Below are 19,583 nucleotides of genomic sequence, written 5' to 3' on the forward strand. Positions count from 1 at the left end.
ATACTATGAGTATCCTATCTTCTCTTTTAGGGGTTTTATTTGTTCTTAACTTAGTCCTTGCTGGGGCCATCATTTTCCTGGAGCGAAAAGATGCCGGTGCGACCTGGGCATGGCTTATGGTTCTGTTTTTCATTCCCCTGCTGGGCTTTATTCTTTATTTAATCTTCGGTCAGAACTTAACCAGAAAGCGATTATTCGACTGGGAAGATATGAAGAAAATCGGCATTGAAGATTTGATTCAAAAGCAGATACACTCCCTGAAAGAACACCGATTCCCTTTTAAAAATGAAACATCCTCCCGCTATCAGGACCTTATTTATATGCACCTCATAAATAATGAAGCACTTTTGACCCAGGATAACGAAGTACAATTGTTCACCCACGGGGAGGACAAATTCGAGTCCTTATTGAAGGACATGGACGCAGCACAGGATCATATTCATATTCAGTATTATATTTTTAAGAAAGACCACTTAGGCAAGCGGATCCTGGAGAAGCTTACTGAGAAAGCAAAGCAAGGCGTAAAGATCAGGGTTTTATATGATGAAATGGGCTCCCGGAGGACAAGAAGACGCTTCTTTAAAGAACTCCTTGCAGCCGGCGGGGAAGTGGCCGTGTTTTTCCCTTCAAAAATCCCCTTCATCAATCTCCGCCTAAATTATCGTAACCACCGAAAGCTCGTGATTATTGACGGGAAAGTAGGCTATGTGGGCGGATTTAATATCGGAGATGAATACCTGGGCTTGAATCCTAAGTTCGGTTATTGGCGTGATACTCACCTGCGGATCATAGGGAGTTCAACCCTTGCCATGCAAACCCGGTTTATTCTGGATTGGAATCAAGCCAGCCGCTCGAAGAAGATCGCCTACGATTTACGATACTTCCCACAGCCTTCCTTTACTGGTCATGCCGGAGTACAGATTGTGACATGCGGCCCCGACTCTGAATGGGAGCAAATTAAAAACGGATATATTAAAATGATTTCATCTGCCAAACGATCCATCTATATTCAAACTCCTTATTTCATACCGGACGTCAGCCTGCTGGATTCGCTGAGAATTGCTGCTCTTACAGGAGTCGATGTCCGGATTATGATTCCAAACAAACCGGACCATTTATTTGTGTATTGGGCGACCTATTCATACATTGGTGAGTTACTGAAGGCAGGAGTGAAGATTTATATATATGATAACGGCTTTATTCATGCCAAAACCATTGTAGTGGATGAAACCATTTCTTCTGTTGGAACGGCAAATATTGATGTGCGAAGCTTTCGCCTCAACTTCGAGGTAAATGCCTTTTTATATGATCAAACTATTTCTGAAAGTCTGAGCGCTGTGTTCAGGAAAGATATGGAGAAGAGCAGAGAATTAACCATGGAAGAGTATGATGAAAGACCTCTGAAGATCAAATTGAAAGAATCAATTTCAAGGCTCCTGTCCCCTATCTTATAGATAGTGATATTCTAAGACATTGCCATGAGGGCCTGGAAGAAGGCATAATAGAGGGTATAATGCGTAATTGATAGAGAGGGATGAAATCATGAGTGTACATAAAGACATTACGAAGCATTCAAGTAAGCAAAATCAGCTGGTACAACAATTTATGATATTGGATGAGCATAGAGAAAGAGCGATCGATGAAGCCGTTCAGCTTTGTTTGAATGAGCAGCCGTTTACAACGGATGCCATTAATCAAGTGACGAATGAAATCAACGTCCTTGCCCGTCAAGGTGTCGTTCCACAGAGAAAGCTTGTCACAATTGAAATGGTGAAGGAATATGCAGCTAAAATAAATGAACCAGGTTTTAGTTGATTCATTTCATTAGCGAGTGTCAGACTCCACATAAAAAGACCTTGAAACGGCTAACCCAAATTAATGGTAGGCGTGTCAGGGTCTTTTACTTTGAATGCTGGAATTTAAGCTTTTAATGCGCTATTCCACCCATCATAAACAAATACAGGTTGTGTACCAATTTCAGCACGTTCTATGACAACATAGTTTTTATGTGACACGACAGTTTGATCATCCGGTAAATCCAGCTTCTTCGCAACATCCTGGTCCATTTTAACAATGACCGTGTTTTCTCTAAGGGTAGTAACCACACCATTGATTACATGTTTCTTTCTTTTGAATTGAACGGTATCTCCAAGGTTTGCATTATCTTTTGAGTACACGAATGTATTTTCCAATTTAATATCCCCTTTTCAAATAATGTAATATGTTTCTTTTCTAGTTTATATAATTGAGAGAATTTTCTAATAATATTATTCTAACTGGTATTTATATAATTTTCAATGAATACTTATCCTTCTTCTACCACAATTCATGTTTTTCAAAACCTTTTAAGAAAACTTTTTTGTTTGCTTATTCTTTCTCCCTCATTATATCAATTGGCTACCATTATAGGAAAATCCTTCCTTTTAATATTTTTTTACAAAAAACGAGACTGGGACAAAACTAAAAAACCACGATATAAAGACGAAAATTAGTAGTGTAGGTTCTTAATACCGCTATTGATTTCCGTGCAAGACTACGCTTTCCGCGGGTAGCGCGTGAGCCTCCTCGGCAAGCCTGCGGGAAGAAAAGCGGAGGGGCTTTGTTCAGAGGCGGGTGGCATAAGGCGAAGCGGCCACGAAGGCGTTCTTTGCCTTCTTGGACGGTTTGACTTATGACATGTGCCTCTAAGCCCCGGAGCTGGACGGGTCTCACATTAGCTACTTTTCCCGCAGGAGTCTTCGTCTTGCACTCCAATCAACCGCTGGAAAGAGCTAAAATCATATGTACCGTAAATAAATAAAAAACCCGAACAAATCTGCCTACTAAAAAGCAGAATAGTTCGGGTTTTACTTAGACTAAAACACTTTTGTCCCAACCTCGCTTTGATGTATTAATAAGCGAGTGCATTTTTCTTTTCTTCTTTCATGAGGACAAAGCAAAGGAAAATACCTAATAGGGATAGGACTGCGAAGAATAAGTACACCGTGTAAATGGAGTACGTTTCATAGATAAAGCCGCCAACAAAGGTACTGAACCAATTCCCCAGTCCGTTTCCGATTGCTGAATATACCGTAACGGCTGTTGCTGTAATGTGGGAAGGCGTGATTTCTTTGATGTAGCGCAGGCCGGCTGGGATGAACAAGCCAATGGCAAGACCTTGCATGACAGCCGATGAATAGACAAGCCACAGGCTAGGTTCTGTAAAGTAAAAGAGCCAGCGGAGCATAGATGCAGCACCTGCCAAGGCAGCGACTGTTAACAAACCGAATTTATCTATCCATCCACCGGCGACCCTCATAAAGGGAACCTCCGATAACACTGCAATCAGGAACGCGAGACCAATTCCCGCATATGTTCCTCCTGAATCTTCTACAAATAATCCGAAATACACATTATTTGCTAGATTCGGACCGAACACTAAGAAAGTGACCGATAAAAAGATGAGGAACTTTTTCATCGTGAATAATTCCTTCATTCCTGCCTTTAAATCAAGCTTTGCTGCCGCTCTCTCTTTCGGAAACCGGAAGGAAAGGAATCCGGAGAGAACTAAACAGATAAAGAAAGAGTAAAAAATGATGGTAGGCCCGATAAATCCTTCTGAAAGTCTTCCCATTATAAAGACTGCTATACCAAAGCCCAAAGAACCGAACAAACGGATATTTCCGTAGTTATACCGGACCTTACTTGTATACTTCAAGCTGATACTATCGGAAACGGGAATGATCGCACTTTGGAAAATGGCAACTAGAATGGCCACGATAAGGAGTCCATAGTAAAAGTCCATAAACAAGTAACCGAGTGCAAAGATTCCCGCCACTAAAGAGGTTAAACCAAGAACCACGGTGGGACGATTGGTCGTGTCACTCACCATTCCCCAAATTGGCTGGAAGAAAATCATCATGATGGGACCTACAGACATGATCGTTCCAATCTGATAGCCATTTAACCCCACGCTTTCGCTCAAATACACACTGAGTAAGGGATATAAACTACCAACACCGAAGAACGTTAATAAGTAAAATCCTTGTAAAGTAAAAATTTGATTTCGTACTGTTCTTTCCACTACCGTATCCCCCAAGATGTTTTTTGTCTTCCTTATAGTAGACCTTGAACGTTCAATTGTCTATGAGTTTATGCCTTATTATGGATAAAGTCATGCTTTTTTAGATTTTCTGGTGCCGGGAAGGAATGTATCGTCCAGCTACGGCGGCTAGTCCCTCGAGGTCATAAGCCAATAACGACAAAAAGGCAAAAAGCGCCTTTCCGCCGTTCTTGTCTTATGCTTGTCGGGACTGAACGAGCCGCCTCCGCTTTTGTTTCATCCAGCTACGGCGGCTAGTCCCTCGAGGTCATAAGCCAATAACGACAAAAAGGCAAAAAGCGCCTTTCCGCCGTTCTTGTCTTATGCTTGTCGGGACTGAACGAGCCGCCTCCGCTTTTGTTTCAGAAAAATTTCCCGTTTGACTTTTTCGAGTAAACCCTTTAAAGTATGGAAGTATATTTTAAATCAACTAAATACGATATTCTTCTTATCCAGAGAGACGGAGGGACTGGCCCTGCGATGTCTCGGCAGCGGACTCATATTGAGTGCTGTGCCACATCCAGCAAGCGAAATGCTTGAAAGATAAGAGGAGTGTTTCGTTCTTTTGAAACCTCTTCTTATTCCGGAAGAGGTTTTTTGTATTTTAGTAAATTGGACGACAAAGGAGTGTTAGGAATGAATCAAGAAAAAGGAAATCTATTGGCGTTACTGCCTTTGATCATATTTGTTTCTCTGTTCCTTGGAGCAGGCATCATTTCAGGAGACTTTTATGCCTTTCCTGTACTAGTATCAATTGTCATCGCATCCGTTGTAGGTCTGTTGATGAACCGAAAAGAGACGTTAACGGCTAAGATTGAGCGTTTTGCTAAAGGATCCGGTCACCCTGATATCATGATCATGGTCTTTATCTTCCTGTTAGCGGGAGCGTTTTCCGGAGTAGCTGAAAAGATGGGAGCCGTTGATTCAACTGTAAACTTCGCCCTATCCGTGCTGCCTGGTAACTTGATCATTGTGGGATTATTTATTATCGCTGCTTTCATTTCGTTATCAATGGGTACATCCATGGGAACGATCGCAGCACTCGCGCCAATCGGTGTCGGGATTAGTTCAGGTACAGATATTTCTATGCCCCTTGCCATGGCGACCGTCATTGGAGGAGCGATGTTCGGAGATAACTTATCGTTCATTTCAGATACGACCATTGCAGCTGTTCGTACACAGAAAACGGAAATGAAAGATAAATTTAAAGTCAACTTCTTCATTGTATTACCTGCCGCAATTGTGACAATGGTGATTCTCCTTGTTCTTACTATGGGGAATCAATCTACTGTCGGAGCGGAAAGCTTTAATTGGATTAAAATTCTGCCTTACCTTGGAGTTATCATCGGTGCTCTTGCAGGATTAAATGTGTTTGTCGTTTTGTTAGGCGGAATTGTTTTAGCTGGAATCATTGGATTCATCGATGGAAGCTTTACTCCAGCCAGTTATTTCGGTAGCGTGGCCGATGGAATGACAGGAATGGCAGAGATTGTGATCCTTTCCGTGCTGATCGGCGGGGTTGTCGAACTTATCCGTCATAACGGCGGGATTCAGGCTTTACTTTATCACGCCACTCGCAAAATCAAGTCTCCTCAGGGAGCACAGCTTGCTACTGCAGGATTAGTGAGTTCTACTAACCTGTGCACAGCAAACAACACAATTTCAATCATTATTGCCGGCCCGCTTGCTAAATCGATTAGTGAAAACTATGGGGTGGATGCCCGTAAATCAGCCAGTATCCTTGATATTTTCTCTTGTTCGATTCAAGGATTAATCCCTTACGGAGCACAGGCCCTGTTAGTGGCTGAAGTCGCAGGCATTTCACCAATCAGCATCATCCCATATGCCTTCTACCCGATCTTGATTGCTGTTTGCGGTCTGATTGCCATTCGATTTGCACTACCGAAATTCACACGCAAATCTGCACCGGAAGCAAACCCGGTTCGATCTTAATAGATGAATTTAGAGAGACAAATCCTTTGGGGTTTGTCTCTTTTTTTGATAAGAAAAAAGCAGATTCCGTTTCCGGTAACCTGCTTTCTTTTTATAACAAATCATTTACATGATACAGCTTACCACTTTCAATTTCGCTTTCTGTTACAAGTTTAACCAGTGCACTTGCGACCGTATCGGTTTCACGAAGCATTCCTTCCTCTTTATAGCGCTGGAAGGATTCGACATCGGCAAAGGCTTCTTTAGAGGAGGAACGGATTTCACCTTGCATATCTGTATCCATGACACCAGGGCTGAAGGCAATCACTTGATGTCGGCTATGCTTTTTAGAAAGCTCTAAGCTTACGGTTTCTGTCAGCATATTCACTCCGGCTTTGGTTGCGCAGTAAGTACTCCAGCCATATACAGGGCGACTTCCAGCTCCTGAGCTGATATTGATCATGATCATCTTCGAGTCAGAACCCCGGGCTGCTTTTATCATCTCATTGGTAGCGATCATGGGAGATAGTAAATTCACATGCACACTCGTTTCAAGAGCTTGATTTTCTACTTCACCCGACGGATTGATTGGTGTCACCACACCGGCGTTTTGGACAACATAGACTCTGGTAGGTTTATATCCAAATACTTTTGCTCCCACTTCACGAAAGACCGCTTCTGTTTCTCCTGATTGTGCAAGATCACACGATAGGAAGTCATAAGATACCTCTTTTTCCCCGGCAAGCTTTTGCAGTCTTTCATTATCTGACCTGGAAACATTGATCAAACCTATGCCTTTTTCAATAAATAGCTTGGCAATCGATTCACCTAATCCTCTTGTTGCTCCCGTCACAATTGCATAATCCATATGGAATCATCTCCTTCTTACCTTCTGATTATAAGGGAGAGTCTTCTTATAACAAATAAATAAGCATTGAATTAACGGAAGATTTACAAAGTGGCGGTTGCCCAGCTAAGTGAAAAGGCACACCATCAAGGCATACTCTCATCAATCAAATGATATTCAGGGATTAAATCTGACAGTGGGACAATGGAAGCTTTTTTCTCATAAAGAGGAAGAAACTCTTCAAGCATGGTGGCAACCTTGATTCCTGTGACCCCGACATGACCTATGGCAATGGTTGAAGTGTCACTATCTAATTCTTTAGAAAGGAGCTTGGCTTGCTTTCCGATATGCTGGATGGTATAGACATCATCAAAGAATAATTCGTTCTCAAGATAGGGCACATCCAATTCCTTCGCAAGCTTCGGAATGACACTCTTTCCTGTTGTTTTACTATCAAGATAAAATAACCCCTTTTCCTTGCATACCTCTAAAACGATTCTCATGACCCTCTCATTGGCAGTGGCCCTTGAGCCCATATGGTGATTGACTCCTACTGCATAGGGAACCTCTTTGATCGCCTTTTCTACTCTTTTACGGATTTCGTCATTTGAAAGCGAAGTGGTAATTGCCCCGGGTCCAAGCCAGCTTGCTTTCCCGGACATCGGTTCCATTGGAAGGTGTACGATGACCTCATGGCCCCGACCATGTGCCTTTTCCGCATCTTCCAGTGTTGTTGGCAGAAAGGGCATAACTGCAATTGTCAAGGTAACCGGTAAGTTCAGAATTTCTTCTGTTCCCTTCATGTCGTTTCCTAAATCATCAATAACGATCGCGAGTTCATTATGATGGGCTGGAAGGGGCAGGATGTTTCTTGCAGAAGATGAAGCATGAAAAAAGAACGTCAATAGTAAACAGAAGAACAGGATTCTCATCTTTCATCACTCCTTTTTCTTTATCATGTCCATTTTGAGGAGTATATACGAAAGAGGTCCGTCCCTGATGAGAGCGTAAATAAAGGCAGGAAGCTTATTCTCGCTTCCTGCCTTCTTAGTTTATGAGGTCCGTCCCTCATCCCAGCCTTTGGTGGGGCGGTCGCTGGGGTAGCCGTGGGTTTGGCGGTACGTTTTTCTTTGGGTGGTAAAGTCCCACCAGTTTTTGGTGGAGGATGGGTGGTTGGCGTGATGGACGACACACCTGAGGGAGTCTTCTACGCAGGGGTCCATCCAGACGCCGTATTTCTTTTCCAATTCTATAATCAGGTCTTCTCCCTTTTCGTTCTTAATGGCCTCATAAGAATAGAAACCAAGATCTTCAACGACGTTATGCGCCATATTCGGTCCGATTGACGGAATTCGTTGAAATATGGACATGCCGACTAAGTATCGGGCTCTATCCAGGGAGATATTAAGTTTTTCACTTAATGCATCGGGAGACCATTCGAAGATGTCTCCCAATCTGATTTTCTCTTTACGAAGCGATGCTCTCTCTTCATCAGTCAGTGGCAATTTAGGACTTTTTCTATTCAATCTTTGTTCCCTCCTCTATCCCTTAAAGGATTGTTGTCGAACTAAATGAAAGTCTTCCACTACTGGATGGTAGGTTTTCTTCTTCACCAGCTTATGTTTGTTCTTAATTGGAGTGTTGTTCGCCAGTACCCCTACCTTTGTTTGCTGGAGTTCCTTCACACCTTGCACAATCAACTGCATGGCGATGATGGCAATCATAAAGGCCGCTAACGGAGCAATGACAATCCAGTACTTTCCTGTCATAAGGGAATCTTTAGTGGAACTGATCAGACCTGACCATTCAAATGTTCCTGATTTCGGAGGATCGGGTACCAGTCCTCCTGTGATGATCGTTCCTCCCAAAAACAGATGAAACAATCCCAGATGCACAAGAATGAGAAGCGTTTGGATAAACTGCTGCCCCCATATAATGAATAATCTTGGTGCCAAGTGAGGGAATAGATGCGTCCATAGCAAATGACGATTACTTCCCCCTAAGAGCTTCGCCGACAGAACAAAATCCTGTTTTCCTAATATCTTCAGTTCATTTCCTATTAAAACCGTCGTTAACGGGAGCACAAGTATCGTTAACACGACAGCTTCGAAAACGAGTCTTTCAAAGATGGAGTGATCCCATCCTAACACGGGCAATCCCCAAAGTACTGGTCTTAATAGAAGATACGCAATGAGACTTAAAGGAAGGAAATGAATGGAATCCACCATGCGATCAAGCCACTTTTTTCTGTTTTCTTTTAAATGAAAATGATAGACTATTCCAAGATAGAATCCACCTATCACCCTTAGAGAAGCGACAACCAGTGCAAAGAGTAGGGTATACTTTGCCCCAACAATCAGTTGGTCGAGGATGCTATAACCGAAGAAATCAGACCCCAGTATCATCTCTCCAAATGGCTTATGTGGAGGTGCACTGATGATACGTCCCTCATCATTTTTCATAAACTGAATTTGTTTAATCGGATCTTCTTTCATCATTGGATAAAAGAAACTGACAGCAATCAAGAGAAAGATGACACTAAACCCTGCGGCAAACTTCCCATTATGCATATGCTGCCACCAAAGCCGTCTAATAGTAGAAAGCCAGCTCCATATCTTCCATTCTTTCCACTTCGTTTTATCCTTATTATATTTGGTGTGATCGACGCTTCCCTCCCGATTAATCCATAGATATACCCCTTGATACACGACAAAAAAAGGCGTGTATATCATAATCAGTGAGATGGCTATGACCATTGGTCTGAAGTCTTGGACGATATAATACGTGATTCCCCTCATATTGAAAATCGTTTCAATGATGAATAAGCTCGAAAGCATCCCCCATATGATCAGCTTTCCATGATAAAACAGACTGGGAGAAATATTTTTCAATATGTGGGCAAATAGGATTCTGCCTTTCGACATGCCTTTACTTTGGGCAAACTCAATATGCGGCTTAAGCATTTCTTCTTCCATAATAAAAAGAAGAATCCGAAAGAAAGAGATCATGGGAATAATGGATAGTGTGATGATGGGAGCAAGAAAGATCTTTTCATCTCCGAGCTCTGTAAAGCTCATTAATTCAAAGCCAAAATGTTTAAAGACATAGACAATCAAAAGCTGAAGCATAAACGCAAACATTAAGTCAGGCACCGTCTCAAAGAGGTTTAATACCTTCTTTAGAGAAGACGTAACCCATCGGGGCAAAAACACTGTGAAGATGGTAAGGACAAATGCTGTTCCCAGGCCTAAACCCAATGCTCCACCGATAATCTGTAAAGAATACAGATAAGGTCCCCAAAGCATGTCCAGAAAATCGACTGTTATCCCTTTATAAGAATAGCTCCAATTTTCACCGTCCATAAATACAAAAACAAACTTAAAAAACTCTTCCATGAATCCGACTAAATTGTATAAACCCTTCTCCTTAAATACTTCAGGAGCAATACTCACGGCTAGAATACCGATCAATCCGAGAATATAATAGAACATAAATTTCAGCGGAAATGTGAGAAGCCTCATACCCTGATCCCCTTTTTTTCTCTTTTTCCTCAGTTTAATGGAAATGTTAAATATTTTCAATTTTATTTTAATTCGGACAATCTCATAGTAGATGTCCACGAAAAAAGGTGACTCCTACATTTCAGAGTCACCCTTCCTGTTTAAGCTAATAATCGACTCGGCCTTCCCAGATAATAGCCTTGCCCGATTGTAATCCCAATATCCTTTGCCACTTGCATATCCTGTTTGGTTTCAATGCCTTCTAACACAATTAACGTATCCTTACCGTAGAATTGATTAAAAAAGGAAAGGAATCGTTGTTTCTTATCATCTTGAGCCAGATTCAAAGCAAAATAACGATCGAGTTTAATGATCTCCGGTTCATATTCAATGGATTTCTTGATGGAAGAGGTCCCTTGCCCGAAGTCATCAATCGCATACCAAACACCATATTGCTTAAGTTCTTTAAGAGACTCTTTTAATATTGGGTTCTGCCACAGCTCCTCCGCACTCGACTCATTAATCTCCAGCACGAGACGCCCCAATATGTCCGGATGTTTCTTCATCAGGTCATAAAAATAGGTATGAAAGCTTGGGTGAAGAATCGTTGTGATATAAATATTAAGAAATAACTTACAATCCTTCAGTCCCTTCTCTGTAAAGCTTTCAAGAGCTTTTGAAATGGATAAGGTATCAAGCTTATACAAGATGTTGGCTTTCATCGCAGACTGAAAAACATTTTCGGGATTTTCGTTATACTTGTTTCGTAACAGGCCCTCATATGCATAGAGGGATTGATGCTTGCCCATTTCATATAAGGGCTGAAAATCATGATAAATATAGTCGTTTTGAAAAATAGTAAAGATATTCATAGGACCCCTATACTCTCTATAGTTTATAAAAAAAACCACACAAAAACGTATTCCTACGTTCGTATGTGGCCGGTTGCGCTACTAGCTCCCCTAAATGTAAGCGCCCATCTATCATTTAGGTTCAAAGCTCCCATTCGAATTGTCAGTATATGATTTTATCTTATAAGAAAAATATACCACAAACATAGTACTTATGGGTTATTTTTTAATTGATTATTAGAAAATTCCCAAAAATGATTATCTTGATACATAAGGATTGCCCTTTACCCAGAACCTCCACGGATAATCCCTGGCTTCTCCCGAGTTATCGATTCCAATTCGTTTTCCTTCCACGATGTCTTCAGGCTGGTATCCCTTTGAAATGATGAGAGGGGGTTCCAAAAAGCTGCCCCCGTAATCCTCCATTGTAATGCCTAACGCTTTTGTCAGCTTTCCTGGACCACTTGTCCAATTTTTTCTCACATGACCCGGTCTTCTTCTTTCCATTAGCTCCAAGCCTTCAAGGGGTTCGACCGCTCTAATGAGAATCGCTTCGGGTTTCTCTTTTTCCCCGCTCACTACATTGACCAGGCAGTGAGTATGCATAACGTATGTATAGATCCTGCCGGCTTCCTGAAACATGACTTCCGTCCGCTTCGTCCGTCTATTCCCATAGCTGTGAGCCGCCCGATCCGCTGGCCCTAAGTACGCTTCCGTCTCCACAATATAACCTGAAGCTGTTCCCTCCTCCGTCTCTTTCAATAACACACATCCCAACAAAGACTTTGCAAGTTCCAAAGTGGGCTGTTGGAAAAACGAAAGAGGCATAGGGGTATCATTCATGACTGTCACTTCCTTCAACCAATAATTCGTACACATATGTATGGTATACCCCATTTATTTGTTGGTTAAATAAATTTTCATTAAAGAAAAAATCCTGAATAGGTAACACTGTTCTTATTTCACCAGTCCATAAAGTAAATCTAAAGGCACCGCTTCCACCTTCCGTCCATTCCTCCCCGTTGTGGTTTCCGCTTTACAGAGAGAGTTCCATATGGCTTCTTCTACACTATCCACTGCCATTTCAAATAGAGTAGAGATGATCGGTCCGTCTTCTTTAATGAAACCGTACGGAATCGTGTTATCACTGGAAGGCTGATGTGGAATGCGGTGTGCAGTAGAAAACGCAAGAACAACATCACCACTCCCATGAGCTGCATATGAACCCGTTCTTGAAAGGCCGAATGAAGCACGTTTCGCCAGTCGTTTAAGCTGCCTTTCGTTTAGAGGTGCATCCGTCGCAAGGATGATCATGATTGATCCATCCGGTGCATTTTGATCCTCCCCGTTGTTAAGAATGGGAACCCTTAGATCTTTCCTCTGACCGAAATTTGTTAACACGAGGGCACCCACCGTATACTTCTCACCTCCAAAAGTATACTCCCTGGAACTCGTCCCTATTCCACCTTTGTAACCGAAACAAAGCATTCCCGTCCCCGCTCCAACGCACCCTTCATCGACAGGTCCAGATTGTGCATGAACAATGGCTTCCCGGGCATCTTCAGGCTTTACATGAAGACCGCGGATATCATTCAAGAACCCATCATTGCATTCTCCCACAACGACATTTACTGTCCCCGTTGTGTCTCCGATTTCAGGTGTCTCGTCCAGCATATATTGAACCGTCCCTTTTAACACATCTCCAACTGAAAGAGTATTCGTCAAGAGAATCGGACTTTCAAGGACACCCAGCTCCTCCATTTGAATCGTCCCGACTGTTTTTCCAAAGCCATTGATCACATGGTAACCCGTGCATACCTTATCACGAAACAGATTGCCGGAATGAGGTAATACCGCCGTTACACCCGTTCGTACCACGGTACCCTCATTCTCATAGTGAAGGGTTTTATGTCCGACCTTCACTCCCTCAATATCGGTAATGCTGTTATATTTCCCACATGTATAGGAGCCGATACTTCCTCCCAATTCCCGTAATCTCTTTCGTTCCATGGATGAATTACCCCCTTTTTTTCTTATCAATACTATTCGTGCCTAAATCACAAAACCCTCTTTAAGAAAGAGGCAACCCTATTTTTAACAGGATAAAGAGCACGTAGAGAGTACATATTAAAGACTGTTAAATGCTTGTAAAAGGCAATTAAAAACATTGGAGGACCTGACATGAGAAAACGATTTTTTTCCATTACAGCCTGTGCTGTCATCCCGTTTATGCTGATGACTGCCTGTAACAATAACGATGCAAACGATAACCTGATGGATACACAAAACGTGAATTACGATCCTGTAACTTATGATAACGGTGGTAGAGATCGGATGGATGGAATGCAAGGTAACCAAACTCCCCTTCACCGTTTCATGGCTCCGATAGACCCCAATGGGGACTTACGTGAATTTACCCACCTAGACCCAGGGGAAAATGCGCCAGGTAATGAAGAAGCCCGTCAGCCGAATCAGCCTGCACAAGAACCGAATACGGCAAAACCGGAACCACCTGCAGAGGGTCAGCCCAAACAGGATGCACAGGCATCCGATGCAAGTGGATTTGTGAAGCAGGTAGTTGATTTAACCAACCAGGAACGCAAGAAAAATGGACTTGGTGCCTTGAAAATGGATGGAGAGTTAGCGAATGTAGCGGAGATGAAATCAGAAGACATGAAGGAAAATGACTATTTCTCTCATACTTCTCCAACGTATGGGTCTCCTTTTGAAATGATGGAGAACTTCGGGGTGGATTACTCCACGGCAGCAGAGAACATTGCCGTTGGACAAAAAACACCTGAATCTGTCGTTAACGCTTGGATGAACAGTCCCGGACACCGCAAAAACATTTTAAACAAACAAGTCACTCATATTGGCGTGGGAACAGCGAAGGATCCAAGCCAGGGAATCTATTGGACGCAGATGTTTATCGCAAAATAAAGGTTCAGACCGGTCACCTCTATGACCGGTCTTTTTCTATTACATAGCCTGCACCGAACTCGGCCTCTGGTCTGATTCAAAAATAATCCCATGGCTCATTGTGATGAACCGGCAGCTGCATTAAAATAAAACTATAAAATGGAAAAACAAACCAAAGTGAGGGATATTAATGAAAAATGCTTTTGCCGTGATCATTGCACTGCTTGCACTTGGAACCCTATACGTCATCCTGAATGACAATACATCGTTATTTGCTAAAGAAAGTAAGTCAGGGGAACGCATCGGGGTAACGGACAGAATCGATCACATCGATCTTAAAATGGAAGGCAGCGACACAGAAGTCATTCCTGTGGATCAGAATGAAGTAAAGGTCGACATTGAAGGAAAAGGAGCGCTGACTTTAGCTAAAAAAGGAGACACCATTGAAGTGGCTGTAAAGCATAAATGGTATGAATGGATAGGATTCAACCGCAAATCAAACGTAACCGTGTACATTCCAAAAGAATATGATCGAAGCATGGAAATCGAGATTGGCTCCGGTAACCTGCAGTTTGCAGGAGAATCCGAAACGAATCGAATGAAGCTGGATGAGTTAACTGTAGAAATGGGTTCCGGAAACATGACTCTTGAAAACCTTGAGACGAATGCATTCGAACATGATGGTTCTTCCGGAGACTTGGTCGTGAATGCTCTCTCTACAAAAGAAGGGAATGTGGACATCAGCTCCGGGGACGTAGAATTGTCGAACTACGAAGGTCCTCTGGAAGGTGACTTATCATCTGGTGAATTAACAGTCTCGATGGACACTCTAAAGGGAGACCTGAATTTTGATGTAAGCTCTGGAGGTGTCAACCTGGATCTGCCGGAAGATGCAAGCTTTAAGCTGAACGGAAAAGCAAGCAGCGGAGATATCTCCTGCAACCTGCCATTAAAGAATCAGAAGATAGAAGATGGCGATATTTCAGGTGTGGCAGGGTCTGGTAAATACAACATCAATGTTTCGGTTTCCAGTGGAAATGTGGATATTTATTAAGGAAAAGAGTGTCAGGCTTGACCTGACACTCTTTCTCTTAATTATGGTGAAAAGGGCATTTGCCTTCAATCGGCTCCACATCGTCTCCAATGAAGTATTGCTTCCATTCACGGTGTTCAGGATCCCCGTAATGGCTGATATTCGGATGCTTCGGTAAGCCGTCCCACTTCTCGACCCGCTCCCTTACTTTCTCACGGGACATAATGCCACCCTTTGACGTTCCTTCCAACCCTTCAAAGATCCTTCTCGGCTGAAAGCCTAATACCAAGCTATTCCCAAGGTCTCTCGTCTTTCGCTGCTTATAAGCAGGAGCATTCCCAAACACGAAAAACGGCTCCCCGGCAAACGAAAATGCCCACAAATGATGATCCGGATCCTCCGGATAATCCTCTGGCCAAGCCTCCTCATCCTCCTCATGAAGAAACTGCAGAATCTTCCAGAAATACTCCCGGTAATGAGGGACGGACCTTTCCTCATCCTCCGGTTCAACAAACAAAAAGAATCCGTGACGAATCAGCCGCTCACCTTCTGGTACATCGAACAAGTCGATAAACTCTTGAATCGTTTGGGGCAGATGCTCCCAATTATCGTGACTTATATACGAATAGCGAAGCTCTCCTTTTTTCTCTCCGGTCATACCGAAGTAACAAGGAAACGTTCGATCTGTTACTACCTCGTGAAAATTCTTATATTCTTCCATCACCCATTGGGGAACAAGATCAGGGTTCTTCATATCTTCTTTGGTCAGCAATAAGCTTTTGTTTGCCATCTCCTCCACCTCACGATCATATAAATGTATAGATGGTATGGTTTTCCCGAAGAGTGACGGGTTAAAACAATTTCTGACAAGAAGTTATCTAAAACGACTATCCCGACAGGTGAAATAAGCGCAATAAACAAAAGGGCAAAGCGAATTCGCTTTACCCTTTTGTTTGAGTTTCCTTCACTTCCGCTCCCAGTTCCTCTCCTAGTGCCACAATCGATTGATTGATTTTCCACACATAGTAGAGGTGATGAATCAGATCTATTTGTGACTTCAGTCTGCTCGGTGCCAGAGTTTCGATCTTTTCCCGTTCCTCACTTAAACTCCAAAAAACTCGTGCGCTCTCTTTTTCTTTTAGGAGCTCACGTAACGTTTCAATGTTATAAGTAATTTTCTCTTCTGTCTGCTGAAAAACGCTATTTAGTTCATCTGAAACCTTTGCAGGTACTTTTCTATGTGACGAAGCAAGCAAATGCTTTGCATAATAGTTTATGGCTGTCACCACCGTGATCCAACGCCCAATCCCCGATCGTGTCATGGAACCAGGTCGTTGCAGAAGCGATTGTGCTTCATCCTTTATACCCTGAAGCTTCTGATCGAGATCAAAGGCTTGATCTGTTAATGGTTTGTCTTCAATATTCGTAAAGGTTTTTATATAGGAAGAAACATATCCTCCAAGCTCTTCAAGAAAATCATCAAAGGCGTCTGCCACCTTGTCCTTTGTTTTCTTTGGAAATACAAACGCCGAGACAGAGAGGGCAATCGCCGCTCCAGCAATGGTATCAATGACCCGTGCCCCCATCAGCTGCATACTGATTCCGCCCAGGAGCAGGTCATACATAAACGCGATGAGCATCGTAATGAACAAGCTCATGAGAGTATACGAAACCGTAAAAAGATAGAAGGCAAGAAACAGAACGACAAACAGAAGAAATACTTCAAGCTCAGAATTTCCTGAAACGAGCTTTGCCGCTCCGAATCCAAGTATGGCCCCAATCACCGTTCCGACCGATCGCTGAAAGGCCTTCATATAGGTTCTTCCTACTGACTCTGTACCAATTTGAATAATAAAGGTCGTTAACAGTACCCAATAGGGCTGTGCAGGAGCAATCAGCTCCCCTGTAATAATCGCTAACGTACCGGCTACAAGAGCTTGAATCGCCTTACGGGTAGAAGGCTTTAAACTCTTGGTCTCTTCTTCAGGCTTATCCTCTTTTTCCTCATCAAGGGACTCGTCATTATTCTCTATGTCCGTTTCCTTGCTTTCTGAAACCTTCAACGACTCTTGAATGGTGATGGCTGCTTCCAGCACATGATTGGCAATGGACTCGATGCGCCTTAGAAGATACACCCAGCCTTCAGGCTTTTCTTCTTGATTCAACATCTCTGATAAAAGAAGGCGAAGGCCCTGTATGGCTATTTCCGCTTCTTCAAGAGAACGGGGATCATAATCCTGGGCCAGTACCTCGGCATCACGGAGCGAACGGAGAACCCAGACCAGCAGGCGTCTAAGCTCCTTAACCTCTAAGGCATCCAACTCTTTGAGGCGCTTCAAAGAATCGGTTAACGTCTGAATCAACATCTCTGTATCAAAAACATAGAGACGCAATTGGGAGGGCTCGATACCAGGCCAATGCTTCTTCAAATCATTCTCATTGATATCACTGGCTACGATTCTTGCATACTCATTCAGCCTTCGAACATTTCGATCGAGAAGCTTCCTACGTTTACTACTCGTGTCCGGATCCTCGATCATCTTCATCAAAATCGTAAACGTCAAATTGGATTGAATATGAAACGAACGCATACTCCTTCTTAGCACATGAACCGAGCCTTTAAAAATAATGAAGTTATAAAGAAAGGCGTACACGACACCAATCACAATCCCAATATAGAACCATGATAGGTGCGCCACATCAAGCTGCAGAATCGACGAAATATAAATCGACATAAATCCTGCCATTCCCATGGAAAAATACCGGATGGCAAAGCGCGAAAAGTAAAAAGCACTGAAAATCGCTCCTACCAATAGGATATTCACCACGAGACTAAAATGGGCAAAGGCGGAGCCTAATGTGATTCCAACCGCTACCGCCACACCGATCAACGGAGTCGTCACCTTCTTTTTAGCCGTTGTGTCATCCATAACGACGAAGATACCGAGCATCCCCACCATCCCTGACACAATGGCCGGTGTGATGGCTGTGTAATCGAATAGTTTTAATAATAAAAGCATCGTAAACACAGCCGATATTAAACTGATCGTTGCCTTACCTGCCTGCTGAAATCTCTTCCTGCCTGGATCTGACGCGAGAATCCTCCCCAGCCATACATGCTGTCTATGTAACTGTTTCATTTATCATCATACCCTTACTTTCACACCGTTTTTCATTCTCTATTATCGTACCCGTTCCAATAAAAAAGTAACCTGGACTGCGGAAGCAGCAGGTTACTCTTTATTCGCTGGTGCACGAAGAGAAATTGAATCTATTTGTATGATTATAAGGGTTTTACGTGGTTGGGTAAAGGAAAGTGCTTGGTGCTAAGGCTGATTGGCACCTCTGACTAACAAATAAGTTGCTCTTAATCCTTTTCCTACCCTTGCTTTATATAAGAAGAATATACTTTTTATATAGGAAGACCTTTGATACTCTACGTTTAATTCCGTAAAAATGTCCTTCTTTCTAGGAAAACACCAATTGTATACCTCTCTCAAACTATGTTGAGAAGTGTCATAGCTTAGAAATTGAAAGTCGATAAAATCCAAGTAATGAAACAATCGTCCCTTTCTCCGTTTCCTCACACTTCGTTTAACAGGCAGTTTCATAACGTTCTCCAGTATTGGATACTCTTCATACACAATGGAAAGAGTACGAACCAGTCTTTTAAACGTCCCATCTTTTTTAGCTTGTTGAAATAATCGATGAAGATCTACTCGATTGTTCAACCGGAAAATCAACTGAATAATATCAAGGTAATATCGTGGAGAATCTAAATTATGCCTCCACCCGTGCAAACAAATCATATAAAAGGTATGTTGATACGATAACCTTTTAATATAAGAGCTTTCCTTTACAGCTTCAGCCTCTTCCCAGAAGGTATCAATCTCCAAATGAGAAGTCTTTTCTTTCACGATACCCCAATGGATCTCCACAACAAGAGGCACAGGGGAACCCGGGATTTGTTTACTGAAAGAACAATGGAAGTGCTCTGGTATCCATTCTTCCTCCTGTTCAAATCCCATGGACTTAACCAGTTGTACTGTCTCTCCTACCGATTCTTTTTTAATGAGGATATCAATATCCGATGTCCCTCTGGCAGCCATGTGACCGAAATATTCTTGAGCAAAATATACTCCCTTTAGAGGAATGGCTTCTATATTTCCTTTATCAAGTTCGTTCAGGATTTTGTCTGTTTCACTTTTAATGAGGATATTTTGGAATAATACCTCATCGTATTTTTGCTTTAGACGTACTTGAAAGAATAATGGTGTTTTTTCCAGGTCTCCTTTTTCTTTTAATAAGTGATAGATTTGGGGGGAAATGGAGTGGGATTCTATTTCATGGATTGCCTGGTGGTAGTAAGAAGCCTTGTGAGGAAGGCTTGATTTTTTATCCAATAGTGAGTGTATGAGAG

General features: G+C 42.5%; 17 protein-coding genes and 2 riboswitches. Of the genes, 5 read left to right on the forward strand and 12 right to left on the reverse strand.

The annotated features are described in order from the left end of the window. The first annotated feature begins 5 nt into the window (after window positions 1-5). Both cls and ACIFOD_RS04200 read left to right on the forward strand, forming a co-directional pair. On the forward strand, window positions 6-1,454 hold the full coding sequence (gene cls / locus ACIFOD_RS04195) for a cardiolipin synthase (RefSeq protein ID WP_430313549.1): 1,449 nt from the start codon (window positions 6-8) through the stop codon (window positions 1,452-1,454). 88 nt (window positions 1,455-1,542) lie between these two features. Further along, a complete protein-coding gene (locus ACIFOD_RS04200; protein ID WP_430313550.1) occupies window positions 1,543-1,815 on the forward strand; it encodes a YpbS family protein in 273 nt (90 codons plus the stop codon). A gap of 104 nt (window positions 1,816-1,919) precedes the next feature. Here the strand turns inward: ACIFOD_RS04200 and ACIFOD_RS04205 are convergent, their stop codons facing one another. Then, window positions 1,920-2,192 carry a DUF2187 family protein gene (locus tag ACIFOD_RS04205; protein ID WP_113970213.1) on the reverse strand — a complete coding sequence of 91 codons (273 nt, stop codon included), beginning with the start codon at window positions 2,190-2,192 and terminating at the stop codon, window positions 1,920-1,922. 698 nt (window positions 2,193-2,890) lie between these two features. After that, window positions 2,891-4,063 (reverse strand): MFS transporter, encoded by a 1,173-nt coding sequence (locus ACIFOD_RS04210; RefSeq protein WP_430313551.1) that lies wholly within the window; start codon window positions 4,061-4,063, stop codon window positions 2,891-2,893. Between the two features lie 463 nt (window positions 4,064-4,526). After that, window positions 4,527-4,631, forward strand: a riboswitch (SAM riboswitch). A gap of 86 nt (window positions 4,632-4,717) precedes the next feature. Here ACIFOD_RS04210 and ACIFOD_RS04215 point away from each other — a divergent pair. Next, the gene (locus tag ACIFOD_RS04215; RefSeq protein WP_430313552.1) at window positions 4,718-6,034 is read left to right on the forward strand and encodes a Na+/H+ antiporter NhaC family protein; all 1,317 of its coding nucleotides are present in this window, start codon (window positions 4,718-4,720) and stop codon (window positions 6,032-6,034) included. A gap of 91 nt (window positions 6,035-6,125) precedes the next feature. Here ACIFOD_RS04215 and ACIFOD_RS04220 read toward each other — a convergent pair whose 3' ends face one another. From ACIFOD_RS04220 to ACIFOD_RS04250, 7 genes are all read right to left on the reverse strand, one after another. Beyond that, window positions 6,126-6,881, reverse strand: a complete 756-nt coding sequence (locus tag ACIFOD_RS04220) for a (S)-benzoin forming benzil reductase (RefSeq protein ID WP_430313553.1) — start codon at window positions 6,879-6,881, stop codon at window positions 6,126-6,128. A gap of 125 nt (window positions 6,882-7,006) precedes the next feature. Next, entirely contained in the window at window positions 7,007-7,792 is a 786-nt protein-coding gene (locus ACIFOD_RS04225) for a divergent polysaccharide deacetylase family protein (protein WP_430313554.1), read from the reverse strand. 120 nt (window positions 7,793-7,912) lie between these two features. Beyond that, window positions 7,913-8,386 carry a helix-hairpin-helix domain-containing protein gene (locus tag ACIFOD_RS04230; protein WP_430313555.1) on the reverse strand — a complete coding sequence of 158 codons (474 nt, stop codon included), beginning with the start codon at window positions 8,384-8,386 and terminating at the stop codon, window positions 7,913-7,915. A gap of 15 nt (window positions 8,387-8,401) precedes the next feature. After that, window positions 8,402-10,381: an ABC transporter permease subunit gene (locus ACIFOD_RS04235; protein ID WP_430313556.1), complete on the reverse strand. Its 1,980-nt coding sequence runs from the start codon at window positions 10,379-10,381 to the stop codon at window positions 8,402-8,404. A gap of 140 nt (window positions 10,382-10,521) precedes the next feature. After that, a complete protein-coding gene (locus ACIFOD_RS04240; protein WP_397554424.1) occupies window positions 10,522-11,232 on the reverse strand; it encodes an EAL domain-containing protein in 711 nt (236 codons plus the stop codon). A 58-nt stretch (window positions 11,233-11,290) separates the two neighbouring features. Beyond that, a riboswitch (cyclic di-GMP riboswitch) is annotated at window positions 11,291-11,371 on the reverse strand. A gap of 98 nt (window positions 11,372-11,469) precedes the next feature. Next, window positions 11,470-12,054 (reverse strand): DNA-3-methyladenine glycosylase, encoded by a 585-nt coding sequence (locus ACIFOD_RS04245; protein ID WP_430313557.1) that lies wholly within the window; start codon window positions 12,052-12,054, stop codon window positions 11,470-11,472. A gap of 114 nt (window positions 12,055-12,168) precedes the next feature. After that, window positions 12,169-13,221: a P1 family peptidase gene (locus tag ACIFOD_RS04250; protein ID WP_430313558.1), complete on the reverse strand. Its 1,053-nt coding sequence runs from the start codon at window positions 13,219-13,221 to the stop codon at window positions 12,169-12,171. Between the two features lie 171 nt (window positions 13,222-13,392). Here ACIFOD_RS04250 and ACIFOD_RS04255 point away from each other — a divergent pair, with 171 nt between their 5' ends. Further along, window positions 13,393-14,151 (forward strand): CAP domain-containing protein, encoded by a 759-nt coding sequence (locus ACIFOD_RS04255; protein WP_430313559.1) that lies wholly within the window; start codon window positions 13,393-13,395, stop codon window positions 14,149-14,151. A 169-nt stretch (window positions 14,152-14,320) separates the two neighbouring features. Next, complete coding sequence (gene liaG / locus ACIFOD_RS04260; protein ID WP_430313560.1) at window positions 14,321-15,184, forward strand: LiaG family protein; 864 nt, start codon at window positions 14,321-14,323, stop codon at window positions 15,182-15,184. 37 nt (window positions 15,185-15,221) lie between these two features. Here the strand turns inward: liaG and ACIFOD_RS04265 are convergent, their stop codons facing one another. The 3 genes from ACIFOD_RS04265 to ACIFOD_RS04275 all read right to left on the reverse strand — a co-directional run bounded on the left by ACIFOD_RS04265 (window position 15,222) and on the right by ACIFOD_RS04275 (window position 19,566). Then, complete coding sequence (locus ACIFOD_RS04265; RefSeq protein ID WP_430313561.1) at window positions 15,222-15,953, reverse strand: YqcI/YcgG family protein; 732 nt, start codon at window positions 15,951-15,953, stop codon at window positions 15,222-15,224. A gap of 151 nt (window positions 15,954-16,104) precedes the next feature. Then, entirely contained in the window at window positions 16,105-18,303 is a 2,199-nt protein-coding gene (locus ACIFOD_RS04270) for an FUSC family protein (protein ID WP_430313562.1), read from the reverse strand. A gap of 186 nt (window positions 18,304-18,489) precedes the next feature. Continuing rightward, window positions 18,490-19,566: a nucleotidyltransferase domain-containing protein gene (locus ACIFOD_RS04275; protein WP_430313563.1), complete on the reverse strand. Its 1,077-nt coding sequence runs from the start codon at window positions 19,564-19,566 to the stop codon at window positions 18,490-18,492. Window positions 19,567-19,583: the final 17 nt, after the last annotated feature.

This window comes from Rossellomorea sp. NRS-1567 (genome assembly GCF_050467885.1).
Lineage (GTDB): Bacteria > Bacillota > Bacilli > Bacillales > Bacillaceae_B > Rossellomorea > Rossellomorea aquimaris_C.